Source organism: Cupriavidus sp. LA-1 (assembly GCF_055385985.1).
On record NZ_AP031388.1, the window covers coordinates 1,309,282 to 1,334,413 of the forward strand.

Annotated in this window: 23 protein-coding genes; 12 read left to right on the forward strand and 11 right to left on the reverse strand. The window is 68.9% G+C overall.

Annotated features, from left to right (window positions below; all coding sequences use genetic code 11):
• Positions 1-6 precede the first annotated feature (6 nt).
• The 6 genes from ACZ5MJ_RS25200 to ACZ5MJ_RS25225 form a co-directional block, all read right to left on the reverse strand.
• Positions 7-1,416, reverse strand: coding sequence for a type II and III secretion system protein family protein (locus ACZ5MJ_RS25200; RefSeq protein ID WP_464226411.1), 1,410 nt, complete (start codon positions 1,414-1,416; stop codon positions 7-9).
• A 19-nt stretch (positions 1,417-1,435) separates the two neighbouring features.
• Complete coding sequence (gene cpaB, locus ACZ5MJ_RS25205) at positions 1,436-2,389, reverse strand: Flp pilus assembly protein CpaB (protein WP_464226412.1); 954 nt, start codon at positions 2,387-2,389, stop codon at positions 1,436-1,438.
• A 29-nt stretch (positions 2,390-2,418) separates the two neighbouring features.
• A complete protein-coding gene (locus tag ACZ5MJ_RS25210) occupies positions 2,419-2,895 on the reverse strand; it encodes a TadE family protein (protein ID WP_464226413.1) in 477 nt (158 codons plus the stop codon).
• 72 nt (positions 2,896-2,967) lie between these two features.
• Positions 2,968-3,444, reverse strand: coding sequence for an A24 family peptidase (locus ACZ5MJ_RS25215; RefSeq protein ID WP_464226414.1), 477 nt, complete (start codon positions 3,442-3,444; stop codon positions 2,968-2,970).
• A 7-nt stretch (positions 3,445-3,451) separates the two neighbouring features.
• On the reverse strand, positions 3,452-3,637 hold the full coding sequence (locus ACZ5MJ_RS25220; RefSeq protein ID WP_464226415.1) for a Flp family type IVb pilin: 186 nt from the start codon (positions 3,635-3,637) through the stop codon (positions 3,452-3,454).
• A 373-nt stretch (positions 3,638-4,010) separates the two neighbouring features.
• Entirely contained in the window at positions 4,011-5,207 is a 1,197-nt protein-coding gene (locus ACZ5MJ_RS25225; RefSeq protein WP_464226416.1) for a collagen-like triple helix repeat-containing protein, read from the reverse strand.
• 739 nt (positions 5,208-5,946) lie between these two features.
• On the opposite strand from ACZ5MJ_RS25225, the gene ACZ5MJ_RS25230 reads away from it, so the two are divergent.
• Positions 5,947-7,473, forward strand: coding sequence for a collagen-like triple helix repeat-containing protein (locus ACZ5MJ_RS25230; RefSeq protein WP_464226417.1), 1,527 nt, complete (start codon positions 5,947-5,949; stop codon positions 7,471-7,473).
• A gap of 183 nt (positions 7,474-7,656) precedes the next feature.
• Positions 7,657-9,324 (forward strand): ShlB/FhaC/HecB family hemolysin secretion/activation protein, encoded by a 1,668-nt coding sequence (locus ACZ5MJ_RS25235; protein WP_464226418.1) that lies wholly within the window; start codon positions 7,657-7,659, stop codon positions 9,322-9,324.
• A gap of 844 nt (positions 9,325-10,168) precedes the next feature.
• Here the strand turns inward: ACZ5MJ_RS25235 and ACZ5MJ_RS25240 are convergent.
• Positions 10,169-10,375: a dodecin gene (locus ACZ5MJ_RS25240; protein WP_464226419.1), complete on the reverse strand. Its 207-nt coding sequence runs from the start codon at positions 10,373-10,375 to the stop codon at positions 10,169-10,171.
• A gap of 238 nt (positions 10,376-10,613) precedes the next feature.
• Between ACZ5MJ_RS25240 and ACZ5MJ_RS25245 the strand changes: the two genes are divergently transcribed.
• From ACZ5MJ_RS25245 to ACZ5MJ_RS25255, 3 genes are all read left to right on the forward strand, one after another.
• A complete protein-coding gene (locus ACZ5MJ_RS25245) occupies positions 10,614-11,339 on the forward strand; it encodes a phospholipase D family nuclease (RefSeq protein ID WP_464226420.1) in 726 nt (241 codons plus the stop codon).
• A 131-nt stretch (positions 11,340-11,470) separates the two neighbouring features.
• Positions 11,471-12,181 carry a dienelactone hydrolase family protein gene (locus tag ACZ5MJ_RS25250; protein WP_464226421.1) on the forward strand — a complete coding sequence of 237 codons (711 nt, stop codon included), beginning with the start codon at positions 11,471-11,473 and terminating at the stop codon, positions 12,179-12,181.
• A 104-nt stretch (positions 12,182-12,285) separates the two neighbouring features.
• Positions 12,286-13,830, forward strand: a complete 1,545-nt coding sequence (locus tag ACZ5MJ_RS25255) for an acyl-CoA synthetase (RefSeq protein WP_464226422.1) — start codon at positions 12,286-12,288, stop codon at positions 13,828-13,830.
• 5 nt (positions 13,831-13,835) lie between these two features.
• On the opposite strand, the gene ACZ5MJ_RS25260 is transcribed toward ACZ5MJ_RS25255, so the two are convergent.
• Positions 13,836-14,540 (reverse strand): glycine zipper 2TM domain-containing protein, encoded by a 705-nt coding sequence (locus tag ACZ5MJ_RS25260; protein ID WP_464226423.1) that lies wholly within the window; start codon positions 14,538-14,540, stop codon positions 13,836-13,838.
• Positions 14,541-14,671: 131 nt separating this feature from the next.
• The gene (locus tag ACZ5MJ_RS25265; protein ID WP_464226424.1) at positions 14,672-15,130 is read right to left on the reverse strand and encodes a MarR family winged helix-turn-helix transcriptional regulator; all 459 of its coding nucleotides are present in this window, start codon (positions 15,128-15,130) and stop codon (positions 14,672-14,674) included.
• Positions 15,131-15,329: 199 nt separating this feature from the next.
• Here ACZ5MJ_RS25265 and ACZ5MJ_RS25270 point away from each other — a divergent pair, with 199 nt between their 5' ends.
• Both ACZ5MJ_RS25270 and ACZ5MJ_RS25275 read left to right on the forward strand, forming a co-directional pair.
• The gene (locus ACZ5MJ_RS25270) at positions 15,330-15,893 is read left to right on the forward strand and encodes a YggT family protein (RefSeq protein ID WP_464226425.1); all 564 of its coding nucleotides are present in this window, start codon (positions 15,330-15,332) and stop codon (positions 15,891-15,893) included.
• A gap of 145 nt (positions 15,894-16,038) precedes the next feature.
• Complete coding sequence (locus tag ACZ5MJ_RS25275; protein WP_464226426.1) at positions 16,039-16,317, forward strand: hypothetical protein; 279 nt, start codon at positions 16,039-16,041, stop codon at positions 16,315-16,317.
• Between the two features lie 53 nt (positions 16,318-16,370).
• On the opposite strand, the gene ACZ5MJ_RS25280 is transcribed toward ACZ5MJ_RS25275, so the two are convergent.
• Positions 16,371-17,369 carry a LysR family transcriptional regulator gene (locus tag ACZ5MJ_RS25280; RefSeq protein ID WP_464226428.1) on the reverse strand — a complete coding sequence of 333 codons (999 nt, stop codon included), beginning with the start codon at positions 17,367-17,369 and terminating at the stop codon, positions 16,371-16,373.
• 61 nt (positions 17,370-17,430) lie between these two features.
• Here ACZ5MJ_RS25280 and ACZ5MJ_RS25285 point away from each other — a divergent pair, with 61 nt between their 5' ends.
• Positions 17,431-19,041 (forward strand): MFS transporter, encoded by a 1,611-nt coding sequence (locus ACZ5MJ_RS25285; RefSeq protein ID WP_464226429.1) that lies wholly within the window; start codon positions 17,431-17,433, stop codon positions 19,039-19,041.
• 167 nt (positions 19,042-19,208) lie between these two features.
• On the forward strand, positions 19,209-20,048 hold the full coding sequence (locus ACZ5MJ_RS25290) for an IclR family transcriptional regulator (protein ID WP_464226430.1): 840 nt from the start codon (positions 19,209-19,211) through the stop codon (positions 20,046-20,048).
• Positions 20,049-20,063: 15 nt separating this feature from the next.
• Here ACZ5MJ_RS25290 and ACZ5MJ_RS25295 read toward each other — a convergent pair whose 3' ends face one another.
• A complete protein-coding gene (locus tag ACZ5MJ_RS25295) occupies positions 20,064-20,885 on the reverse strand; it encodes a phytanoyl-CoA dioxygenase family protein (RefSeq protein ID WP_464226431.1) in 822 nt (273 codons plus the stop codon).
• A gap of 253 nt (positions 20,886-21,138) precedes the next feature.
• Between ACZ5MJ_RS25295 and ACZ5MJ_RS25300 the strand changes: the two genes are divergently transcribed.
• The 3 genes from ACZ5MJ_RS25300 to ACZ5MJ_RS25310 are packed head-to-tail and all read left to right on the forward strand — an operon-like array spanning position 21,139 to position 25,078.
• A complete protein-coding gene (locus ACZ5MJ_RS25300; protein WP_464226432.1) occupies positions 21,139-22,065 on the forward strand; it encodes an AAA family ATPase in 927 nt (308 codons plus the stop codon).
• Positions 22,066-22,070: 5 nt separating this feature from the next.
• The gene (locus ACZ5MJ_RS25305; RefSeq protein ID WP_464226433.1) at positions 22,071-23,111 is read left to right on the forward strand and encodes a DUF58 domain-containing protein; all 1,041 of its coding nucleotides are present in this window, start codon (positions 22,071-22,073) and stop codon (positions 23,109-23,111) included.
• Positions 23,108-25,078 (forward strand): transglutaminase TgpA family protein, encoded by a 1,971-nt coding sequence (locus ACZ5MJ_RS25310; protein ID WP_464226435.1) that lies wholly within the window; start codon positions 23,108-23,110, stop codon positions 25,076-25,078. The genes ACZ5MJ_RS25305 and ACZ5MJ_RS25310 overlap by 4 nt, the downstream gene beginning before the upstream one ends.
• The last annotated feature ends 54 nt before the right edge of the window (positions 25,079-25,132 follow it).

Here is a 25,132-nt window from a genome sequence, read left to right on the forward strand (position 1 = left end):
CGGCGGCTATTTCGAGAAACCCGGCAAAGTCGGGTCCGCGTATTCGCCCAGCACATACCAGCCCCACACGTTGGGACTGGCGTTGGTACGGCCGTCCGCGCCGACGGCCTGCGCCGCGGGCGAGTTCCTTGCCATCGGCTTCACCAGGCGCGGGGTGACGACGATCATCAGCTCGCGGTCTTCCTGGTGGAAATTCAGGTTCTTGAAGAAGGCGCCGATCACCGGCAGGTCGCCCAGCACCGGCACCTTGTTGACGTTGCTGACAGTGTTGCGGCTGACCAGCCCGCCGATCACAAAACTCTCGCCGTCGCCCAGCTCCACCGTGGTGTCGGCACGCCGCGTGACGATGGCCGGCACCACCGCGCCATTGATCGATATGCCACGCGACGGATCGAGGTCGCTAGCCTCCGGCGCCACCTTCAGCGCGATGCGGTCGGCCGACAGCACCGTGGGCGACACGGTCAGCCCGATGCCGAACGGCTTGAACTGGATCGTGGTCGTGCCCAGCGCCTGCGGCACCGGGATCGGGATCTCGCCGCCGGCCAGGAAGCTGGCGCTCTGGCCCGACAGCGCCACCAGGCTGGGCTCGGCCAGCACGCGCGCCAGGCCGTTGGCCTCCAGCAGGCTGATGTTGGCGAAGATGCCGTGCGTCAGCGACGCCGCGACCAGGTTGAAGGCACTGCTCATCGGCTGCGAGATGTCGGCACTGAAACTTCCCGGCGCGCCGCCGCTGCCGGGGGTAAAGGTGAACTTGTTCAGCGTCGACGGCGAGAACGTGCCGAAGGCAAAGCCGGAGTTGTTGCGGAAGAAATTGATGCCGACTTCCTTGAGCACGGTCTTGCTGATCTCCACCACCTTGACGTCGACCTGCACGGTGCCGGAGAGCGGCACGGTCGAGCGGTCCACCACCAGGCCGGGCTTGCTGTCGGCCTTGCCGGCGGTGGCCGCGCGCGCGGCGGCGTGCGCGCGCGCCGCGGCATAGGCATCGGGCGACTGGCCGGTGATAGTGGCGCCGGCCGCGGAATAGTCCAGCTTCGCGCCATCGGCATCGGGGGCGACGGCATCGACCTGCACGCTGTAGGTCAGCGGTTCGGCGCCGCGCGTCCACACCATCACGTCGGTCACGCCGGGTTGCTTTGCCACCAGCAGCACGCTGGGGGTGCCGCGCGTGCGCAGCACCAGCGCATCGGCCACCGCCGGGTTGCCCACGGCCACGCGCTCCACCGGCTGCGCGCTGCGGATTTCCTTTTGCGCGCCGGCCATCAGGCGCAGCTGGCGTGCCGGCGCGGCGTCCTGCGCCTGCGCGCGAGGCGCCAGTGCGCACCATGCGCCGGTGGCCAGCATCGCGGCCAGCGCGAGCTGCATCAGGCGGCGGCGCAGGGCTACGGTATGGGCTTGTGTTCTCTGGATTTGCATTTGGTAGGCGCCCACGTTCTTATTCGATCTCGCGCTTGCCCGCGCGGATCACTTCCACGCCTGCGCTTTGTCTTGCCTGTGCCGGCGCGGGCGGCGTTGCAACCTGCAGCGGCCGCGGCGCGGGCGCGGCCGCCGGCGCGCGCGGGGCCTGCGTGCCGGTGGCGGCGGCCAGGCCGGTCAGCGCCACGCCGGCCATGGCCTTGTCGGGCGCCGCGCGCGGGGCGTCGGCGGGAACGCCGGCGCGCGGCGCCAACGCCGGCGGGAGCTCGGCAAACATGCCGTCGCTGGGCATGGCTTCGTCCTGCGGATTGCGCAGCGCCAGCAGCAGGCGCCCGGAATGCTGCGCCATGGCCAGGCGGCTGACCTGTTCCAGCGGCACCGAGAGCACCGCCGTCTTGGCGCCCTCCTGGCGCACCATCATTTGTTCCGGCTTGGTGTTCTGCGGCCGGTTGACCGAGGTGACGCCGTAGGCCAGCACGCGCAGGCGCGACAGCAGCATGCGCGCCTGGCTTTCGAGGATCTCCTGCTGGTCGCGCCGCAGCACCAGGAAGACATCGACATAGTCGCCCGGCTGCACCTGGTTGCCGACGCCGATGACCTCATCGACGGACACGGCCACCGCGCGCTGGCCTTCCGGCACCTGCGTGGCCAGGCCGGACAGCAGCTGGCTTTCGAGCACCGGCACGTTGGCGCCCAGCGCCACCAGCGGTACCTGCCCGGTCACGCGCGCCACTTCGGTGTAGGCGCCGGCGGGGTCGATCGGCAGCATTTCTACCTTGAGCGCGTCGGCCTCAAGCGGCTTGCCTGCTTCCACCGCGCGCGTGGTCACCACCACCGGATGCAGCGGCTTCGCGGCATTCGATGCCGCGGGCGCCCGGGCTGGCTGGCGCCCCACCTGCCACGCGAGCATTGCGAGCAGCAGGGCCAGGCCGAGCAGCACCACCGCCAGGAGTCGGATCTGCTTGCTGGTCATGCGGAAATCCTTTGCGTAGGCATGGCGGCTCAGATATCGGGAGAAAGCTGGACCATCGCCGAACCGGACAGCGTCGCGGGGACCGGGACCATCGGCACGGCGGGGAGGATGTTGGTGGTGGGCAGGTTCAGCGTGACCTGGATGCAGACGTCGGTGGAGCCGGTTACGCAGGGCACTGCCTGCGCAACGTTGCCGGGAGACAGCGCACTCCTGATGGAGGTGGGAAGCGTGCCGCGCGCCATCGCATCCGCCGCACTGATGCGCGCCCCCTGGGTGGCCGCGAGGCCTGAGCCGGAGACGCCTGCGGGATAGCGCAGCGCGGCGCGCGCGCCTTCCTCGGCGGCCAGCGTCAGCACCTGCTGCAGCGCCACCACCACACCGTAATAGACGATGCCGATCACGATGGTGAGCAGCACCGGCGCCACGATCGCGAACTCGATCGCAGCGCTGCCGGCACCATTGCAGCGCCTGCTGATCCTCCTGTTGACCCTTGCATGCAGCAACATCAGAAGCCCCGGTCCTTTGGTGTTCTTTCGCGCCGACCGGCGGCGCAGCCTGCTTGCCGTTAGCCTGCCCGGCTAATGGCAAGCAGCCATCCAGGCCAGCACCCCCGCGGCCAGGTACGCGGCATACGGAATGCCGCGCGCCAGTGAAAACTGCGCCGTTGGAATGGGTCCGCTTTCCTGGTGATCCATGGCCTGACTTGTGGCCGGCGCGCGACGATCCAGTGCCAGCGCCAGCAGCGCGTGCACCAGCCCGAGCAGGCTGCCGACGACCCATGCCACCACCAGTCCTTGCGGGCCGGTGAACAGCCCCGCCACCGTCAGGAACTTGACGTCGCCTGCCGCCATACGCCCGAGGGCATACGCCGGCAGGGTGACGGCAAGACCCAGCCCCGCACCGATCAGGCGCGGGGCCAGCGGCAGTTCCGTGGCCTGTCCGGCGAGCAGCGCCAGCCCGAGAGCCAGGGCGGCAGCCGCCAGCAGAGCGTTGGGAACGCGCCGGTGAGCGAAGTCTGTATAGAGGGTCGCCGCGCAGAGGAGCGCGGCAATCACGCCAGCCTTATGATTTGGGAGCGAGCCAAGTAGTGACCTGGGAGCCGAGACTAACGAATCCTGCGCTGATATCTTTGCCGAGCTGGGTGGCCCCCACGGCGACGGCCAAAGCAATGAGTCCCACGATCAGCCCATATTCAATAGCCGTCGCCCCGCGCTCATCGTTAATAAAGCGTGCAATAAGTCGTTTCATGATCCTGGACACTCCCTAAGTGATCTAACGCCGCGATCACGCTTCCCCCGTTCGATTATCACGGTGCTCTATGGCCCGCTCTTTTATCGACTATTCACGCTTGTTGCGCTTTTTTTATAAGACATGCGATGTCTCAACCATACCCCTCCTACGAGTGATAGCAATGACCCAAAGGAGTCAAAACGCCCGTTTGAAACGACCCGGCACGCTCGGGTCACAGGTTGTTAAAGAGCCGTCAGGCCGGCGTGAAACCGGCCTGCAGCCTGGCTTTGCGGGCATTGCAGCCGCAAAGCCAGGCGGAATAAAAAGATGCGCTGCGACGGGGTGATGAGCGTCAGCGCACCGTGAAAACACCTAGCAGGGATGAGACATTTCAGTGCAGCAGCCCGCCGAGGATCGGCAGTTGCGGCTTGCTGTCGCCACCGCCGGAGACACTACCCGTAGTGCTGCCGACGCCGCTCTTGATGCCGCCGACCAGACCCGTCACCGGCGCCAGCAGTGCACCGACCGGGCCCAGCGCGCCGCCGCCCGCTGAACTGCCCTCACTTCCGCCAGTCTTGGCCAGCGGCAGGTTGCTCAGCACGCCCGCCAGCGGATTGCCGCCCTGGCTGCTGTCTGCGCCCTGGCCAACACCAGCGCTGGCCAGCGGCACGTTGTTCAACAGGCCGCCGAGGGGATTGCCGCCTGCCTGGCCGTTGCCCTGCAGCAGCACGCCCGCGGCCGCAACGGTCTTGCCGGCCTCGGTCACCACGCCGCCCAGCGGCGAAACCACCGGTGCCTGGGTGTTGCTGAGCATGCTGCCGCCGGTGGCCACCGTATTGCCCACGTTGTACAGCAGCCCGTTGGTGGGCTCGCCCACGCGCGTGGTGGCGCCCAGCATCTGCGTGCCGTCGGTGGCCTTGCTGGTCAGCGGCACGATGACTTTGCTGAGCGAGTTGGTAACCTGCGCGACGGCGCCATCGCCCAGCACGCTTTGCAGCTTGTCGCCGCCGCCCTGTACCGCGGCGCCCACCTGCTTGACCAGGCCGCCCACCGGCGTGGTCAGCGGTGCCAGCGGCGCCAGCTTCTCCGTACCCAGGCCCTGCACCAGCGCGCCGCCGCTGACCACGGCGTCGCCGGCTTCGCGGACCACGTTGCCGGTGCTGGATACGGTCACACCGACCGGGTTATCGACCGAGCCCATCTTTCCCAGCCCGTCGCGCACGCCCGCGCCGAGCGCGCCGACCGCTTCGCCTGCATTGACCACCACCCCGCCGGCCCCCTGGCGCGCATCGGCGGGCAGCAGCGGCAGCGGCGTGTCCTGAATGGACTTGCCGATCTCGCTGACGGCGTTGCCCGTCGCCACCACGGAATTGCCCGTGCTCTCGGTGACCTTGCCGGTCGGCGTGCTCTGCACGGTGGCGGGGGGCGGGGGCGTGACCGGAAGGTCGGGCCCGCTGCCGGCGGGCTGCGGATTGGCGCCGCTGCCGCCACCGCCCGACGAGCAGCCAGCCATCAACAAGGCAATGGCGGCCACGCCGGCCGCGGCCAGTGAGGTCATGGAATGCTGCGCCGGATGTCTGGTCTTCATTGTTCTTCTCCTGTCTGGTTGGCCGGGCGCTGCCGGGCCGTCCTGTCTTTGCTTGGGTGCGCCGCATGGCATTGCAGACGAGCCTCGCCGCCGTCCCGCTCTTTGCTCTCCGGCTCACCGCCACGAACAGGCACGGCAGCACGGTGGAACGCGAGATCGTCGACGCGTCGTGACAAGGAATGGCAAGGCGCGTGCCAGCACCGCAAGGTGCGCTGGCGCGCAGACAGGGTTGCGCGTTGCATGCCTTGCGTGGCGCGGGTTGCAGGGCAAAACGGAATCGCGGCGCAGAGGCCTCGGGCAGCGTTGCGGCAGGGGACAAACGTGTTACGTGCTACGTAACGTGTTCCCGGAGCACGGGAACACGAGGCGGCAGTCCGCCTTGTTGCGATCGATTTCGGAACGTCGCGGCACGGCGGGCCATGCATGTTGGGAAGGCCGTCCGCGCAACCCATCGCTCTCGCCGTTTTGTTCCCTGCGCACGACACGCGTTACGTAACGCGTAACGCTGCGCCGCCTTCGCCGCACACGTCCGGCACAGCCCATGGCATTTCCCGTCGCGGCCCTGGGGCCCGCATCCCGAAAGGCTTTGCGAGCCGCATACCCGACTTCGGCGGGGTCTGTGCGGTAGCGCTCCAACTGGCTGGCATACCGATTGCGCCATAGCCGTCACCGCAGCACGCAGAAGACGAACGCGTTGCGCGGCCGAGCGATTAAACGACGGGAATGAAGGAACAGATCAATGCGCAAACAACAACTCGCCGCAACGGCACTCCTCGCCACCCTGCTGGCCCTGGGCGGCTGCGCCAGCGGCAGCGGATCGACCTCCCTGGGCACCAGCGACACGGCGGGCACCAAGAGCGGAGGCACTGTCGGCACCACCAGTGCTGGTACCGGTGGCACCGATGTCGCCAGCGGCGGTACTAGTGGCACTGGCGGTACTAATGGCACTGGTGGCACTGGCGGCACTGGTGGCACTGGCGGCACTGGCGGCACTGGCGGCACTGGCGGCACCGGCGGTAACAACGGCGGCAATACGAGCGGCAATACCGGCGGCGGCGAAACGCCGACCGCGCGGACCCCAACCGCCGAGGTCATCAACAACACTGGCAAGGTGCTGGACAGTACCGGCAAGACCGTCAGCGATCTTGGCGACAAGCTCGGCAACAGCAACCTGCCGCTGGTACCGGCCCAGACGCAAGCCGGCCTGGGCGACGCCGTAGGCTCCGCCGGCGATGCCATCAAGGCATTGGCGACGGGTCTGCAATCGGGCCTGGGCAGCATGCCGAACTCGGAAAATCCGGCAGGCACCACGATAGCCAGCACCGGCAATGTGGTGACGGATCTCGGCAAGGCCGTGTCCAGCGCCGGCACGGCGGTCAGCGGCCTGGGTACCGGCCAGCTTGCCCCGCTGGCGCCGCTGACGTCGCCGCTGGGCACGGTGGTGAATGCGCTCGGCAACACGGTGAGCAACACCGGCGGAACGCTGACCTCGGTGCTGTCGACCGGCGCGGTCGAACAAGTCACCATCACCACCAGCAAGCTGATCGTGCCGATCACCTCCCAGCTGACCGGCGCCACGCAGACGCTTGGCGCGGCCACGGGCCTGGGCACCCCGGCCAACAGCCTGCTGGCGACCGTAGGCGGCGCGCTGGCCACGGCCGGCAGCAAGCTGCAACAGGCCAATACGCCGGTGGTCTCGGGCGTCGGCGGCGTGGTGAACGCCACCGGCACGACCGTGGCCTCGCTCGGCGGCGCGGTGAACGGCCCCGCCAGCGGCGGCGGCCTGGGCGCGCTGAGCCCGGTACTGGCACCGGTCACTGCGCTGGCCGGGGGGCTGGGAGGCGGCACAGGCGCTGGCGGCACGGGTTCGCCGCTGGCGCCTGTCACCAGCCTGGTCGGCACCGTCACCGGCGGCCTCACCTCGGCCACGGCCAACACGCCGCTGGCGCCGGTCACCTCCCTTGTCAGCGGCGTGACCGGCGGCCTTGGCAGTGCCACCGGCGGCAGCACCGGTTCGCCGCTGGCGCCGGTCACCTCCGCGGTCAGCGGCGTGGTGAATGGCGTGGTCGGCGGCGTCACCGGCGCCACGGCCGGCACTGGCACCGCCAGCCCGCTGGCGCCCGTCACCAGTGTCGTCTCCGCCGTGACCGGCGGGGCCACGACCGCCACCGGCAGCTCGGCCGGGAAGGGCGCGGCCACGGGTCCGATTGGTGGCCTGGTTGGCGGCCTGCTCGGCGGGCTGACCGGCGCGCTCGGCCAGAAGTAATCCAGCCTTGACCGCTGCCCTGGCGATCGCCAGATCGCGGGCAGCGGAGCACTCCAGATTCAACGTAGCGGCCACGCGCTGAGCCGGCAGCATCGGACAGCAGGCGCCCGGGGGTAGCGGCAATCCCCGCGCCAGTGGCACGCCACGTCAATAGCCGCAGTGTTTCCTTACAGGGGTATTGCCATGCGTGCACGTCATCGCGTTGCCGCGCTGTTGGTCGGCGTCGGCGCGTTCCATCACGGCCTGGTCCTGGCCGATCCGCGCAGCCCGGTCCAGGGCGATCCGACCCAGACACTCCCGAAGATTGCCCCGGCCCGGCCCGACAGCCGCGTGACCGTGCAGGTCGAACGGCCGCAGTCGGCCATGCAGGACTTGCTCAACGCACGCCTGACGCCGCGGCGCTTTCGCATCGAGGGCGCCAAGACGCTGCCGTTCGAGGAGGTGGCCGCGCAGTTCACGCCGCTGGCCAACCGCGAGATCACGGTGGCGCAACTGCTGGAAGCGGCCAACACGGTGACGCAGATGTACAAGGACCGCGGCTACCCGCTATCGTTTGCCTTCGTGCCGGCGCAGGATTTTGCCAACGGGGATGTGCTGATCACCGTGGTCGAAGGCTATGTGGCCAAGGTGACGGTCACCGGCAAGGCAGGCCCGGCAGAGGGCCGGCTGCGTGCCATCGCCGAGAAGCTGCAGCAGGACCGTCCGCTGCGCCAGGACCGCTTCGAGCACTACGTCAATGCGCTGGCGCTGCAGCCGGGGCTGCAGGTGGCGGCCACGGTGCAGCCGCCGACCACCACCGACGGCGCCTGCGAGATGGTGCTGGACGTCAAGCGCAAGCCGTTCACCTTTGGCACCGGCATCGAATACATGTCACCGGGCCTGCGCGCCATCGCCACCGCCACCACCAACAGCCTGACGCCGCTGGGCGAGCAGATCTCGGTGTCGGCACTGTTCCCCAAGGGCCGCGACAGCGAGGAGTACTACGCCGCGAGCTACGCGCAGCCGCTCGGCACCGAGGGCATGATCGTGCGGCTCAATGCGTCGCACTACCGCGGCGTGCCGCAGAACGCCACGCTGGCGCCGATCGGGTTCAACCCCCGCTACGTCAACGACACCAAGCGCATCGGCGGCACGCTGAGCTATCCGCTGCTGTTGTCCAACGCGCATTCCCTGACAGTGACTGGCGGCTTCTACGGCGCCGACCAGTTCGAGCGCTATACCCATACCGCCACCGGCACGCGCGTCACGCTCGGCACCAGTGTGCGCGTGGCCACCACGGAGCTGACCTACGTGCAGCGCGGCGAAGGCGTGAGCCGCAACGCCACGCTGGGCCTGTACAAGGGCTTCGATGCGCTGGGCGCCAGCCGCCAGAACAATTCCAACGACCTGGCCTTCTTCCGCACGCGGCTGCTGCTGTCGCAATCAAAAGACCTGCCCGCCGGCTTCGGTCTGACCGTGGCCGCGGCCGGCCAGTACAGCGGCAACCGGCTGGCCTCGGGTGAGCAGATCAGCTTTGGCGGACGCTTCTTCGGGCTGGGCTATCCCGCTGGTGAAGTGGCAGGCGACAAGGGATGGGGCGCTTCGGCGGAAATCAGCCGGCTGTTCCTGCCGGACACGACTTACCTGCGCACGATCCAGCCCTATGTGGCGGGCGATATGGCGCGCGTGTATTCCAACAGCGTGTCGCTGTCGCACCGCAGCCTGTCGTCGGTGGCCATCGGCGCACGCTTCTCGGATCGGCGCTATTACACGCTGGATTTGTCGGTGGCGCAGCCGGTGGGGGACAAGCCGACCAATGCGAGTCATCGGTCGCCGCGGATCAATATGGTTTATTCGTACCAGTTTGATTGAGCTGGTTGCGGTTGGGCTGACAAGGTTTCCCTGTACCCCGGCCGACGGCAGGTTTGCGTCGGCCGTTTTTTTTGGTTGTTTGAGTTGTCCTGCGGGCTTGCGGCTAACGTCTGTCGATGGATCGACGGCCCTGGTTTCGCCCCTGAAGGGGCGACCTACTTTTGTCCGAGCGACAAAAGTAGGCAAAAACGCGTCGCCTCAGGCGGCTGGCCATCCATTCCTCGGCGGGGGTGGTTCGGGCGGCGGTGATTTCCGTTCGATGGGGTTGGTGGTTCGACCCTGCTACGCACCCTGTCTGTGCCCACATCAACGGACTATTGGACGAACCCGACTTTAGGCTATTGGCAGCCTCCTAACCACGGCGTCGGTCGGACGCCTTCGGCTGCGCTGCGCGCACGTCCTAACGTGGCAGAACCAGCGGCCACGTCCTGATTTTTTCCTCTGGCCCGGCATCATCCGCGACAACGCCGTGCGAGCGCAGCGACGCACTCCGTGCCCGAGCAACTGACCTACGATACTGAGTGCGCGCAGCGCAGCCGTAGGCGTCCTACCGATAACCTGGTTAGAAGGCTGCCAACCGCCTAAAGTCGGGTTCGTCCAATAGTCCGTGGACGCCAGGCACATCCCGGGAGCGTAGCAGGCCTGAGCCACCTACCCCATCGACCGGAAATCACCACCGCTCGAACTACCATCGCCGAGGAATTGGTGGCCAGCCGCCTGAGGCGACGCGTTTTTTGGTTACTTTTTGTCGCTCGGACAAAAAGTGACCCGCCCAGCAGGGCGGAACCAGGCCGTAAAACCTACGACAACATCAAACCCGACCAACACACCAAAAGCCAACCCCTCAACCAACCCTAAACCCCACCTTCAACGTAACCTGATAATGCGCAATCTTCCCATTAGTAATATGCCCCCGCGTCTCCACCACCTCGAACCAGTCAATGTTCTTGATGGTTTCACCAGCCTTGGCAATAGCACTCTGAATGGCCTGATCGCAGCCATCGGGCGAAGACCCGACAATCTCGACCAGCTTGTAGGTATGGTTGCTCATATCCCTCTCCTTGGCGGGCGGACCCGCGGGGGTTAGATCCATCATAGGCGCCTGACACGGCTAGCCCAAGGATCGCGCGGCAACATGCCGATGCTGCACCGCGTGCCGCCACGTGCGGATCCTGTTACACAATCCCCCTTTGCCAGTGGCGTATGCGGCTGCTACGCTGCGGACCCGCCCCGACAACATGCGGCGCGCGGCGCGCGCATGCTGTCATTCACCGACGCCAAGATCCGCCGTGACATACCGATTCATTCGCCGGGCCGTGCTGGGCCTGGGCCTGGCCGCCGCCGTGTCGGCCTTCACCTCGTTCAGTCCCTTCGTGCTGCCGGCGCACGCCCGTTCGGCTTCCACCTTCGACCAGGTGTCCGAAACCATCGCCAACAGCATCAGCGAGACCTTCAACGAGGCTGTCGCCAATCACTTCCCCACGCGCACGGGCAAACCGGCACAGCCGACCCAGCCGGCGCAGCCGCCGGATGCGAAGCCGGTGCCGAGCAAGGCCTTTGCCGACGGCAGCGGCTACACGCTGTGCTTCGTGCCCGATGGCGCGAGTTGCCAGGCGCTCCTGGTCAATGCCATCCGCAGCACGCGCCATCGCCTGCTGATCCAGGCCTATTCGTTCACCAGCGCACCGATTGCCGAGGCGGTGGCACAGGCGCACCGGCGCGGCGTGGACGTGCGCGTGATCCTGGACAAGAGCCAGCAGTCCGAACGCTATACCAGCGCCACCTTCCTCAAGCACGCCGGCGTGCCGGTGGTGATCGACAACAAGCCCGCGATCGCGCACAACAAGGTGATGGTGTTCGACGACCAGGCGGTCTTCACCGGATCGTTCAACTTCACCAAGTCGGCGCAGGAGCGCAATGCCGAGAACGGCATGCTGATCCGCGGCGATGCCGCGGTGGTCAGGGCCTACACGGACAACTGGAACAAGCGCTACCGGCAGTCGCGGGCATACTGACGGCCGCGGCGGCCGGGCGTCCTGTCCTGCATGAAGCGGCGCGCGGTGGCAAACTTGCGGGTTGACGTTGCGGCATGCTGCCGCGGCACCCGCCTGTTTCCTGTGCAATGCCTTTCCGGAGAGCCCTTCAAATGACAGCCATTCCCGACAGCCAGTGGATCCGCGTCGACACCGCCGCGGGCAGCTTCGATGCCTACCTGAGCCTGCCGCCGGCAGGCGTGAAGTCCGGCGCGCCGGGCATCGTTCTGCTGCAGGAGATCTTCGGCGTGAACGAGCATATCCGCGCCGTGGCCGACCAGTACGCCGCCGACGGCTACGCGGTGCTGGCGCCGGATCTGTTCTGGCGCCATGCCCCGCGCGTGCAGCTGGGCTACGACGGCGATGACATGGCGCGCGCCTTTGCGCTGCGCAAGGCGGTGGACGTGCCGGCCGCGCTGGACGATATCGCCGCCACGGTGCAGGTGCTGCGCCAGCACACCGGTGCCGGCAAGGTGGCCGCGGTGGGCTACTGCTTCGGCGGCCTGCTGTCGTACCTGAGCGCGGCGCGCGGGCTGGTGGATGCCGCGGTGCCGTATTACGGCGGCGGCATCCAGAACCAGCTGCAGGAAGCCGCGAACATCCGCGTGCCGGTGCAGTTCCACTACGGCGCGCTCGACGCGCATATCCCGCCCGACGCTGTGCAAGGCGTGCGCGACGCCATGGCCGGCAAACCCGGCAGCGAGATCTTCGTCTACGAGGGCGCGGACCACGGCTTCAACTGCTGGGCGCGCGGCTCCTACAACCAGCCCAGTGCCGCGCTGGCGCACGGGCGTGCGCTGGTGTTCCTGTCGGAAGCGCTGTAACCCCGCCCCGAGGCGCCGCCTTGCCATGGCCGGGCGGCAGCCTTTATCCTCGGCGCTTGGCTTCAAGACTTGCTGGACCCCAAACCATAACAATGGAGACCACCATGCAGTCAGAGCAGCAGCGCGCCCTGCGCAACACCATCCCCGACGCCATCGCCCGCGCCGTGCGGCGCAGCCCGGGCAAGACCGCGATCCGCTTCGGCGAACGGGCCTGGACCTACCGCCAGCTCGATGAGGCCGCGTCCCGCGTGGCCGGTGCGCTGGCGCAGTGGGGCCTGCGCCCCGGCGACCGCGTGGCCGCCTTCGGCAAGAACTCCGACGCCTATGTGCTGCTGTGGCTGGCCTGCCTGCGCAGCGGCCTGATTCATGTGCCGGTCAATTTCTCGATGACGCGAGCCGAGGCCGAGTACATCGTCACGCAATCGGGCGCCAGCGCGGTCTTTGCCGATCCGGCACTGGCCGATCGCGTCGACGGCCTGCCCTGCCAGGTCAATGGCACGCTGCATGGCGGCAACGCGCACGATGTCCTCGCCGCCGCCGCCAACGGCCCCGCGGCACCGGTGTCCGAAACGCTGACCGACGCCACGCCCGCGCAAATCCTTTACACCTCGGGCACAACCTCCGCGCCCAAGGGCGCCGTGCTCACGCATCGCGCGTTGCTGGCCGAATACGTGAGCACCATCGCCGCCTGCGATATCCGCGCATCGGATGACTCGCTGGCCGCGCTGCCGCTGTATCACTCGGCGCAGATGCATGTCTTCCTGATGCCGCTGCTGCTGTGCGGCGGCACCACCCTGATCGCCGACAGCCCCGAAGCCGGCTATTGCCTGCGCACCATCCACGCCGAAGGCATCACCAGCTTCTTTGCGCCGCCGACGGTGTGGATCGCGCTGCTGCGCCATGCGGACTTCGATCCGGCGCGGCTGGGGTCGCTGACCAAGGCCTACTACGGGGCCTCGATCATGCCGGTGCCGGTGCTGCTGGAGTTGCAGCAGAAGCTGCCGGCGCTGCGCTTCTACAACTGCTACGGGCAAAGCGAGATCGGGCCGCTGGCCACGGTGCTGGGACCCGACGAGCATGCCGAGCGCCCGGCATCCGCCGGCCGGCCGGTGCTGAACGTCGAGACCCGCATCGTCGACGAAACCATGCAGGACATGCCGCCGGGCGAGCTGGGCGAGATCGTGCACCGCTCGCCGCAGCTGCTGACGCAGTACTGGGACAAGCCGGAGCAGACCGCCGAAGCCTTCGCCGGCGGCTGGTTCCATTCCGGCGACCTCGGCTACCTGGACGCCGAGGGCTACCTGTATGTGGTGGACCGGATCAAGGACGTGATCAACTCAGGCGGCGTGCTGGTATCGAGCCGCGAGGTGGAAGAGTGCCTGTACACGCATGGCGCGGTGGCCGAGGCGGCCGTCTTTGCGCTGCCGCACCCGAAGTGGGTCGAGGCGGTGACCGCCTGCGTGGTGCGCAAGCGCGGCCATGAGGAAACTACCGAGGAAGCGCTGATTGCCCATGCGCGCGAGGCGCTGGCACCGTTCAAGGTGCCCAAGCGCATCGTGTTCGTCGCGGACCTGCCGCGCAACACGGCGGGCAAGCTGCTCAAGCGCCAGCTGCGCGAGGATTACGCACAGCTGTTCGGCACGGATTAACGCAATCAGTACGGCACGGCAACGCCGTTCTCGACCTTGACGCGGTCGCCGATGCGCATCTGGTAGGCGTCGGGCTGCGTCAGCGTCAGGTAGGCGTTGTCGCTGGTGCGCACGCGCACGCGGTAGGCCGCGGCCGAGGATCCGGTGCGCTTCTCGACCTCATTGCCAGCCACCGCGCCGGCCACGGCGCCGCCGATGGTGGCCACGGTATTGCCGCGCCCGCCGCCGACCTGGTGGCCCAGCAACCCGCCCACGATGCCGCCGACCACGGCGCCCGCGCCGCTGGTCGAAGGCGGCTGGCTGGCCACCACCTCGATCGACTCGACCCAGCCATAGCGCACGCCGTAGGCCTGGTTGCCGTAGTTGTTGCCGTAGCTGCCTTCCTGGTATGACTGCTGCGGATAGGAAGACTGCGGATATTCCTGCTGGGGATAGCCTTGCTGCGGGTAACCCTGTTGCGGATACCCTTGCTGCGGATAGCCCTGTTGCGGATACCCTTGCTGCGGGTAGCCCTGCTGCGGGTAGCCCTGCTGTGCCGGGTAGCCGCTGACGGTGGTGCTGCCGCCGTAGCCGCTGCTGTTATAGCCACCACCGTAGCTGCCGCCGTACCCTCCGCCATAGCCGTTGTCGTAGCCATACGGCGTGGCACACCCGGCCAGCGCACCGGCGCCAAGCACCGCAAGCACAACCGAACGAAGGGGGATAGACATGTCAGGACTCCTGCGCGCTGCGCGTGTTGGGGAATGCGCGCGAGTCTAGGGCTGCCGGCGTCCAGCGGGTGTCACCGGAGCTTGTGATTGGTAACCGCCTGTAACCGGCCGCGCCGCCGGCCTGCCGGGGTTCAGCCGCGCTCGGCGCCGTCGTCGTTGAACTGAGTGATGCGGGCCACACGAAACGCGCCGCGCAGCGATTCCAGCTCGGTCCGGTGCAGCATCGCCAGGCGGTTCAGGTAACGCTCGCCCTTGGCCAGCAAGTGCACCTGCACCACGCGGCGATCCTCGGGGTTGAGCCGGCGCTTGACCAGCCCCGCCGCCTCGCAGCGGTTGACCAGCGCCACCACGCCGTGCTGCTTGGCCTGCAGCCGTTCGGCCAGTTCGCCGATCGAGGCCCAGTCCTTGTCGGCACAGCCGCGGATATGCAGCAGCAGCAGGTACTGCTGCACAGTCAGCCCTTCTTCGCGCGCCGCGTCTTCAGAAAACCGCAGGAAGCGGCGCAGCTGGTAGCGGAAATCCGACAGCGCCTCGAAGTCGGCCTGGGTAAGCGGTGCGGAATTCCGTGACGAGGCGGACTTGCTGGGCATAAGCGGGCGAAAAGCGCGAAAAGGAAAGAAGGCGCGCGGATAGCGCGCAAGCCCCGGCAGGCGGCCAAAGCCGCAAACGGGAACGCTCGCAATTATAGGGGCCGCGCCGGCGCAATCCGGTTTGCGCCGTGCGCGCGCCCGGCTATGGCAGAATCTGTGCGGTTGCAGACACCTTCACCCGTCACCGGAAAACGCACCGATGTTCTCGGAAATCGCTCTCTTCCTGCTGGATACCGTCTTTACCCTGTTCGGCATGGCGCTGCTGCTGCGCGTGTGGATGCAGCTCACGCGGCTGCCGACGCGCAACGCGGTCTCCCAGGGGGTGTTCCAGATCACCGACTGGCTGGTGCGGCCGCTGCGCCGGGTCATCCCGGGCGTGGGCGGCATCGACTGGGCCACGATCGTGGCCGCCTGGCTGACCGCGGTGGTGTTCCTGGCGCTGGTCGCGCTGATCAGCGGCCTCGACCTGCCTGGCTTCCTGCCCGCCATGCTGCTGACCGCCGTGCTCTACGTGCTGAAGTGGGCCATCAGCCTGGTGATGTGGGTCACGCTGCTGCTGGCGATCCTGTCGTGGGTCAACCCGCATTCGCCGATCACCCCGGCCGTCGACCACCTGACCGCGCCGGTGCTGCGCCCGATCCAGCGCGTGGTGCCGCGCCTGGGCGGCTTCGATATCTCGCCGCTGGTGCTGTTCGTGATTGCGCAGGTCCTGCTGATGGTGATCGCGCGGCTGGGCGCCAGCGTGTTTGGCCTGCACTACTGACACGCGGCGCAGGGGCCACGCGGGATATTGTCCAACGGACTGGACAGTGTTTCGCGGATTGGCCCTTTTTCTGACCAGTCTGAAGTCCTACATTACAGGTCAACGCGGCGCTCACGCCACGCTCCCTGCCAAGAAGGACTACACCATGAAGACCATCACCCAACACCGCAGCCTGGCGCTTTCCCTGTTGTGCGCCGTCGGCCTGTCGTTTGCCGCCGCCGCCCACGCCTCTGCACCCGCTTCCGACATCGCCCGCCTCGACGGCAGCATCGCCCACGTGGGCAAGGCCGATCCGTTCCTGGACGGCGCCCGCGTCGGCAAGTTTGACCCGTACACCGACGGTGCCCGCGTTGGCAAGCCTGACCCGTACACCGATGGCGCCAACGTCACCGGCCGCCGCGACGCGTTCACCGAAGGCGCCTGATCCGCAGCCGTTTCCCTTGCCCCGGCCCCGGCCGTGGCAGCCCGCCAGCGCCCTCAACCCGCCGGGCGGGCCTCTCCCTCCGCCAGCCCTGTCGCGGCTGCATCCGTTCCCGTCCCCAGTCCCGGCTCGCTCCCCGTCCCGGCTCCCGCGTGCGGCGCCAGCTCTGACACCATCATCGATTCGATCGCTTCCATGAAGGCGCGCACCTTGCGCGGCTGCAGGCGCCGGTCCGGCAGCAGCGCGAACACGCGCAGCGGCGGCAACGGATAGTCAGGCAGCACGCGCACCAGGCGCCCTTGCGCGACCTCGGCCTCGCAATAAATGACCGACAGCCGGGCGATGCCCAGCCCGGCCAGCGCGCCTTGCAGGCGCAGTTCGGCGTTGTGGGTCTGCATGCGCGGGCGGATCGGCACGGACACGGTCTGGCCGTCGCGGGTGAATTCCCAGACGGTGTCGCCGGGCGTGGTCAGCGTCGGCATATTGGCCAGGTCTTCCGGGCGCAACTGCGCCGGCAGGCTGGCCGCCAGCGCCGGCGCGGCAAAGAGGCCGCGCTCGACGTGATAGATGCGGCGCGCCACCGTGCCGGAATCCGGCAGGTCGGTATCGACCACGACAAAGGCCACGTCAAACCCGTCGCGGATCGGATCGACCAGGCCCTGGGTGATTTCCACGGCGACATCCAGCGCCGGATGCGCCGCCAGCGTGCGGCAGATCACGCCGCCCAGTTGCTGGGCACCGAATTCATAGGGCGTGGCGATACGCAGCACGCCCTGCACGCGCTCTTCGCGCGCCAGCGTTTCCTGGCGGATCTCGCGCAGCCGCGCAAACAGCGGGGCCACATCGCGATAGACCGCCTTGCCCGCATCCGTGAGACGCATGCGCCGCGTAGTGCGCTCCAGCAGCTTGGCGCCAATGGCGGTTTCCAGCCGCGCCACGGCGGCCGAGACACGCGACTTGGGACAGTCGAGCTGTTCCGCCGCGGCAGTGAACGTCCCCTGCTCGACCACGCAGCAGAACGCCTCCCAATCATTCCACTGGATTGTTTCGTTCACCGGACAATGTTTCCCTGACAAGCTGTAGTTCTCGACGGCAGGCCTACATTATGCTTGAGCGATGCAACAAACGCCTGTCCCAGCTGGACCGGACGCCTTAGCCCCCGCAACTCCAGCAGCCCTCGCCCCCGCCACTGCCACGGCTCCCACGCCACAGCGCCCGCGCATGCAACTCGCCAGTCACCCGGAAATGGGTCACTGGCGTCTTTCATTGTTCGGCCTGACGCTAGGGCTGGTGACCGGCATCGACTTTTCGTCCACGCTGATGATGGGCGTGGCCAGCCAGCATATCCAGGGCGGCGTCGGTGCCGCGCCGGAAGATTATCTGTACGCGATCTCGGCCTACGCGGCCACCGCAGTGCTGATGAACATGGTGCTGGACCAGGTCGCGCGCCGCACCACGTACAAGCGCTTCACCGTGGGGTCGCTGCTGGTGTTCATCCTGGGCTCGCTGATCTGCGCCGAGTACGCCAGCCCCACCGGGCTGATCACCGGCAAGGCGGTGCAGGGGCTGGGCGCCGGCGGCCTGTTCGCGGCCTCGCGCATCCTGGTGCAACTGGTGTCGACGCCGGCCGAACGCGGCCCGCTGATGCTGCGCTTTGGCGGCGGCGCGTTCTCGATGCTGGCGATCACGCCCTGGCTGACCAGCATCTTCCTCGACGATATCGGCTGGCGCGCAGTGTTCCTGTTCCAGGCCGGCATTGCGCTGCCGGTGCTGCTGTCGGTGGCGCTGACCTACCCGACCCGCGCCCCGCGCGACCCGCACCCGCCGGTATCGACACTGGACTGGCCCGCCGCCATCGCCGCCGCGCTGGGCGCGCTGGTGTTCCTGCACACCCTGCAGGAGATGCGCTACACGCGCTTCTTCAGTTCGCTGGAAATGCCGCTGGCCGCACTGTGCGGGCTGGCGCTGTTCGCCTTCAGCGGCTGGCGGCTGCATCGCCATCCGGACCCGTGGATCGACTTCTCGCGGCTGGCCGGGCGCCAGTACCTGTACGGGCTGGGCTTCTACACGCTTTATTACCTGATGTCGTCGGCCTGGTCGTTCCTGCTGCCCTCGCTCACGCAGACCGGGCTGGGGCTGACCTTCCGCACCACCTGCATGCTGTTGTCGACCAGCGGCACGATCTCGACCATCGGCGCCGTCGTCATCACGCTGGGCATGGCGCTGGTGTTCCGCAAGCGGCGCGTGATCGCCATCGGCTTTATCGTCTACGCCTGCGCGGCGATGCTGCTGTCGCACCAGCTGATGCCGGGCGCGCCGGACTACGCGCTGGTGCCGGTGGTGCTGCTCGAAGGGCTGACGCCCGTGCTGCTGATGGTGCAGGTGGCGTCGATGACCTACCTGGAGGTGCCGGTCGAGGACTTCTCGCACGCCTACCAGTTCAAGAACGTGTGCAAGCAGATCGCCTCGGCCACGGGCACCGGCCTGGCCAGCGTGTTCATGCAGGACGGGCTGGCCCAGCACCGCACCCACCTGGTGGAGCACATCACCCGCTTCAACCCGGTGCTGCAGGCGCCGGATGCGCTGTCGGCAACCGGTCTGGCCAGGATCTCGCTGGAAGTCGACCGGCAGGCCACGCTGCTGGCCGGCATGGACATGCTGCATGGTTTTGCCGTGTTGTGCGTGCTCGCGGCGGTATTCGTGCTGGCGCAGCGCAGCTTCCGCTAAGGACCCTCTCGCCAGGCCGATAACGGTGCGGGAGACAGCCTGGCGGCGGCGCTCCGCATGGGGCGCCGCCAGGCCATGCGCAGGCCCGGCACTGGCGCAATGCCGGCATTTCCTCTACCCTTTCGGCCTTTCCGTGCCAATCCGGCGAACCGCGCCGGGCTACGTAGATGGCCAGTCCCGCCAATCCCCGCCAGAGCTCACTGCAAGCACCGCAGACCGCCGACAGCGCCGCCACGCCCGAAAAGCCGAGCGACAGCTATGTGCAGTCTTTTGCACGCGGGCTGTCGGTTATCCGGGCCTTCAACGCGCAGCACCCCGCCCAGACCCTGACCGAGATCGCCCAGGCCAGTGGCCTCACGCGCGCCGGCGCGCGCCGCATCCTGCTGACGCTGGTGGGACTGGGCTATGTACAGGCCGACGGGCGCCTGTTCCGCCTGACGCCCAAGATCCTGGACCTGGGCTTCGCCTACCTGACCTCGATGCCGTTCTGGAACCTGGCCGAGCCGATCATGGAGACGCTGTCGCAGCAGGTGCATGAAAGCTGCTCGATCTCGGTGCTGGACGGCACCGAGATCGTCTACGTGCTGCGCGTGCCGGCGCGCAAGATCATGACCATCAACCTGTCGATCGGCAGCCGCCTGCCGGCCTATTGCTCGTCGATGGGTCGGGTGCTGATGGCCGGCCTGACCGAGCCGGAGCTCGACAGCGTGCTGCGTGCCACCGACCTGCGCGCGCGCACCGGACGCACCGTCACCGACCCGGACGCGCTCAAGGCCATCGTCGCCGATATCCGCAAGCGCGGCTGGGCGCTCAACGACCAGGAGCTGGAAGAAGGTCTGGTGTCGCTGGCCGCGCCGATCCGCAACCGCGCCGGCCACATCATCGCCGCCATCAATATCAGCGGCCAGGCCAACCGCACCAGCGCGCAGGAAATGCTGGAGCGCTTCCTGCCGCCGCTGCTGGAGGCTTCGGAGAAGATTTCCGGGCTGGTCGGGCTGCGCACCTGAGCGCAGCCGCGGGGGTCAGACTGCCGCGGGCAGCTCCACGCTGCCGAACTCGGCCGAGCGCGTGCCGTCCAGCGGCCGGTTGCTGGCCCCGAAATACGCGAACGCCACCGACAGCTTGACCGCGTTGGACGCATTGCGGCCGGCCGCATGGAACAGCCGGCTGTCGAAGCACAGCACATCGCCGCGGTGCAGCGCCAGCGGCTGCGCCGCATCCAGCAGGGGCTGGCTGGCCGGGTGGGCCTCGATCAGGAATTCGGCCGGGTCCAGCTGGCCCGGCTCCAGCTTGGCCTGGTGCGAGCCCGGGATGACGCGCAGCACGCCGTTGCGCTCGTCCTCGTCGCCCAGCGCCAGCCACACCGTCACCAGCTCCGGCCGGGCAAACGACCAGTAGCGCGTATCGCGGTGCCAGCCGGTCTGGCTGCCGTAGTGCGGATGCTTGGTCATCACGCAGTTGTGATGCGCCAGCGTGATGCGCGCGGGCTCGCCCAGCAGTGCCTGCACCACCGCCACCAGCTTCGGATCGCCGGCCCAGCGGCGGAATACCTCGTCGCGTCCGTAGGCCTGGCGCAGCCGCCTGACCGTGCCGCCGCCGGCGGCATCGCGCGCGGGCGGCGCGCCCGGATAGCCCAGGTCGGCCTCGAACTCCACCGGCGGCGCCGCCGCCGCCAGGTGCTCGCGCGTCACCGCCTCCAGCGCCGCGCACGCCGGCTCATCGGCAAAGCCGCGCAGGATCACGAAACCGTTGGCATGGAAGGCCTGCACCAGGCGCGGCAGCGCGCCGGCATCGGCAGACAGGACGGAGGAAGGCAGGTCGGCGGAGGGATCCAGCGAGGTCATTGCAGCAGGCGCGGCACGGGCCGCGGAAAAGGAATGGGCAGGGCCGTGGTGGCCCGACAGGCCCATGATGCCAGAACCGGCGCAATCTGGCGCAGCCGTTGCACCATAAGCATGCACGCGGCGCCCCGCCCCCGCTGCCTGCGTACGGAAACAGACGGTGCCGCGTGCCGCCCGCGCCGCTACAATGCGCTGGTCTGCGCCCGATATTCCCTGCATCCGCCCGCTTTCCCACCTTTTTGCGCCGGGGTCCAACGTGACTGCTCGCCCACGCATCGTCGCTTCGCTGGCCGAGGCCCAGGCCCAGCTGGGCCGCATTGTTCTTGGCAAGCCGCAGCAGGTGCGGCTGGCGCTGGCCTGCATGCTGGCGCGCGGCCATCTGCTGCTGGAAGATGTCCCCGGCGTGGGCAAGACCACGCTGGCCCATGCGCTGGCGCGCACGCTGGGGCTGCAGTACCAGCGCGTGCAGTTCACCAGCGACCTGCTGCCGGCGGACCTGATCGGGGTCTCGGTCTTTGTCCGCGATGCCGCCGAGTTCCGCTTCCATCGCGGCCCGGTGTTCGCGCAGGTGGTGCTGGCCGACGAGATCAACCGCGCGCCGCCCAAGACCCAGAGCGCGCTGCTCGAGGCCATGGCCGAGCGGCAGGTGACCCATGACGGCACCACCTACGCGCTGCCGTCGCCGTTTTTTGTGATCGCCACGCAGAACCCGCTGGAGCAGATCGGCACGCATGCCCTGCCCGAATCGCAGCTGGACCGTTTCACCATGCGGCTGTCGCTGGGCTACCCCGACCCCGCCTTCGAGCGCGTGCTGTACCTGGGCGGCGCCAGCGCGCCGGAACTGCCCGCGGTGATGGATGGCGCCCAGGTGCTGGCGCTGCAGGAAGCTGCCGCACAGGTGCACGCCAGCCCGGCGCTGGTCGATTACGTGCTGGCACTGGTGCTGGCCACACGCAGCCACGGCGGCTTTGCCGCGGGGCTGTCGCCGCGCGCCGGGCTGGCGCTGCTGGCCTGCGCCCGCGCATGGGCCCTGCTGGCGCAGCGCGACATGGTGCTGCCCGAAGACGTGCAGGCGGTCTTTGCCGCCGTTGCCGCGCACCGGTTGTTGCCAGCCGGCGCCGGCGGCCACGCGGCCGTCGACAGCCAGCTGGCCGCGCTGCTGGCCGGCGTGGCGATTCCCTGAAGGCCATGGCGGCGCGCAAGGGCGTGCTCGGCGGCGCGCCGGGCATCGCACAGCGCCGCAGGGCAAGCCGGCGCCCGACCGGAGCCGGCGGCGCAGTGCTGCTGGACCGCCGCCATCTCTATATCCTGCCCACGCGCGGTGGCATCGGCTTTGCGGTGGTGCTGGGCGCGATGCTGATGACCTCGCTGAACTACAACGTCAGCCTGGGTTTTGCGCTGACCTTCATGCTGGCCGGCATCGGCATGTCGTGCATGTGGCTGGCCTACCGCAACCTGCTTGACCTCGCCGTGGCGGCGGGCCCGGTGGCGGCGGTCCATGCCGGCCAGGATGCCGTGTTCCAGGTGCGCGCCGACAGCCGCGACGCCAGCGCGCGCATCGGCATCGAGGCCCGCGTGCCCGGGCTGCCAAACGTGGCCACCGCCATGCTGACGCTCGATGGCAACGCCAGCGGCATGCTGGCCCTGCATGTGCCGGCGGCGCGCCGGGGCCGGCTGGCGCTGCCGCGCGTGGCGATCGCCAGCCGCTTCCCGTTCGGGCTGTTCCGCGTCTGGAGTTACGCGGACCTGGAGATGTCGACGCTGGTCTACCCCGCGCCCGAAGCCAATGCCCCGCCGCCGCCCGCCGTGCACCGCCCCGACGATGGCGACGGCGCGCATGCGGCCGCCAGCGCCGCTGGCAGCGACGACGGCATCGACCAGTTGCGCCGCTACCGCAACGGCGACCCGCTGCACCGCATTGCCTGGAAGCACAGCGCGCGCACCGGCCGCTGGCTCAGCCGCGCCGGCGATCCGCCGCAGCTGCCGGCCCGCTGGCTGGACTGGCACGCGCTGCCCGCCGGCATGGAGGCCGAGGCCCGGCTGTCGCGGCTGTGCGCATGGCTGCTGGCCGCCGGTGACGAGGCCGAGATCGGCCTGCGCCTGCCTGGCGTTGAACTGCCGCCGGCGCGCGGTGTCAGCCACCGGCGCGCCTGCCTGGAAGCGCTGGCGCTGTGGCCGCAACGGCCTGCCGCTTACCGACCCGAAGTCCGCTCCGGGGACCGCGCGTGAAACCCGTCGCGCGCCCGCTGCGGCATGAAGACCATGGCCTGCTGCTGGGCCAGCTGGCGCTGGTGCTGGCGCCGCAGGCGCGCACGCTGCCGGTGGCGGTCAGCCTGCTGCTGGTGCTGTTGCTGGGCTGGCGCTGGCTGCTGTGGCGGCGGCGCGCGCCGCTGCCTTCGCGCTGGATGCTTGGCACGACCGCGATGCTGGTGCTCCTGGTGGCCAGCGCCCTGGTGTGGCAGGACGGCGGCGGCATGGGGCGCGAGCTCGCCGTGGCGCTGCTGGGCGCCTTTGTCGTGCTCAAGCTGCTGGAATGCCGCGCGCTGTCGGACGCGACGCTGGTCACGCAGCTGTCGTTCTACCTGCTGCTGACGCTGTACCTGTCCGACCAGCCGTTCTGGCTGGCCCTGTACAGCCTGGCGATCGGCGCGTGGGTGCTGCGCAACTGGCTGCTGCTGCATCACCCCGAGGCGCGCAGCCGGCTGGCAATCTGGCCGCTGCTGGGACGCATGGCGCTGCTGGGGTTGCCATGGGCGCTGGCGCTGTTCGTGTTGTTCCCGCGGCTGGAACACCCGCTGTGGCAGCTGCCGCAATCGGCGCCGCGCGGCACCACCGGCATCAGCGACACCATGCGGCCGGGCAGCGTCGGGCAGCTGATCCGTTCGCCCGAGGTGGCCCTGCGTGCCGAAGTTGCCGGGCCGCCCCTGCCCGCGGCAGCGCTCTACTGGCGCGCGCTGGTGCTGTGGGACTACGACGGCACCACCTGGCACCCGTCGCGCCAGCGCCGGCGGCAACTGGCACCCGCTCCCGTTGCCGGCAACACGGATGGCATCGACGTCAGCATCACGCTCGAGCCCAGCCAGCAGCACTGGCTGTTCGCGCTGGACCGCGGCCAGGCGCTGTCCGCCGGCGCAGATGCCGCCGCCACGCCCGACGGCGAGTTCATGGTGCGCCGGCCGGTGGACCAGCGCATCCACTACCGCACGCATTCCACACTGTCGCCCGCGCCCGAAGCGCTGACACCCGCCACGCGCCGGCTGGCCCTGAGCCTGCCGCCCGGCAATCCGCGCGCCCGCGCGCTGGCCGCCCAATGGGCGGAACGTGATGCCGATCCCGCCGCGCGCGTGCAGGCCGCGCTGCGGCTGTTCGCGGCGGCGCCCTTCGCCTATACGCTCAGCCCGCCGCCGCTGGGCAGCGAACAGGTCGACAGCTTTGTGTTCGACACCCGGCGCGGCTTTTGCGAGCACTACGCCGGCAGCTTCGTCTTCCTGATGCGCGCCGCCGGCGTGCCCGCGCGCGTGGTCACCGGCTACCAGGGCGGCGAGTACAACCCGATCGGCAATCACTACGTGGTGCGCCAGTCCGATGCCCATGCCTGGGCCGAAGTCTGGCTCGACGGCCGCGGCTGGGTGCGCGTGGACCCGACCAGCGCCGTCGCGCCCAGCCGGATCGAGCAGGGGCTGGATGCCGTGGTCGGCAGCGAAGCCGCCGACTGGCGCCCGTCGCAGCAACCGGCGTGGCTCAAGGACTTGCGCTGGGCCTATGAGGGCGCCGTCTACACCTGGCAGCGCTGGGTGCTGCAGTACGACCATGCGCAGCAGCAGCGGCTGATGCTGGCACTCGGCGCCGGCGTGGGCGCCGGGCAGTTGCTGGCCGGTGTGCTGGGCGCACTGTGCCTGCTGGCGCTGGTGCCGCTGTGGCGGCGCCGCGGGCCGGCGGATCCTGTCGATGCGGCCTATGCCCGCTTCTGCGCCCTGCTGGCCCGCCATGGCTGCGAGCGCGCCCAGGCCGAAGGCCCGCAAGACTTCGCCACCCGTGCCAGCGCGCGGCTGCCGCGCGCGGCCGACGCGATCGCTGCCGTCAACGCCGCCTATGTCGGCTTGCGCTACGGCAACCTGCCGGCCTCGCGCCATGCGCAGGCGCTGGCAGCGCTGCGGGCGGGCATTCGCCAGATCGCCTCGGACTTGCGCCGTTAAGCCCGTCGCCCGCCCTGCACTGGCATAATTAGCTTCGCCTGATATAATTACATT